Genomic DNA, 252 nt, shown 5'->3' with positions numbered 1-252 from the left:
TTGCGGGCAGTGGTCTACCCTGGGGGCAACCACTCCGAGACGGAGGAGAACGCCCATGACAGCGACGGACCCCGCGCTCACCGCCCTCGCCCAGGGCTGGTGCGCCCTCTCTGCGCTGCACGGCCGGATCGAGGCTCCCACTGCTGTACTGCACGGCCGCCAGCTCCCCCAGCCCCCGGCTCAGCTCGTTCCATGTGCCGTCTCCGGCGCCCACGTGGTCCTGGATCTGCGTGACCTGCTGGTGGAGCCGGG

The 252-nt window shown here is 71.4% G+C and carries 1 protein-coding gene; it reads left to right on the top strand.

What is annotated here, in order from left to right:
* Positions 1–55: 55 nt before the first annotated feature.
* Positions 56–252: hypothetical protein (locus MFF21_RS23785; protein ID WP_238315055.1), on the top strand; the 197-nt coding region annotated here is incomplete at its 3' end.

Origin of the sequence: Methylobacterium organophilum (genome assembly GCF_022179465.1) — a bacterium.
Classification (GTDB): domain Bacteria; phylum Pseudomonadota; class Alphaproteobacteria; order Rhizobiales; family Beijerinckiaceae; genus Methylobacterium; species Methylobacterium organophilum.
The sequence above is the reverse complement of the archived record's forward strand: the minus strand, read 5'-3'. Positions and strand labels throughout refer to the sequence as shown.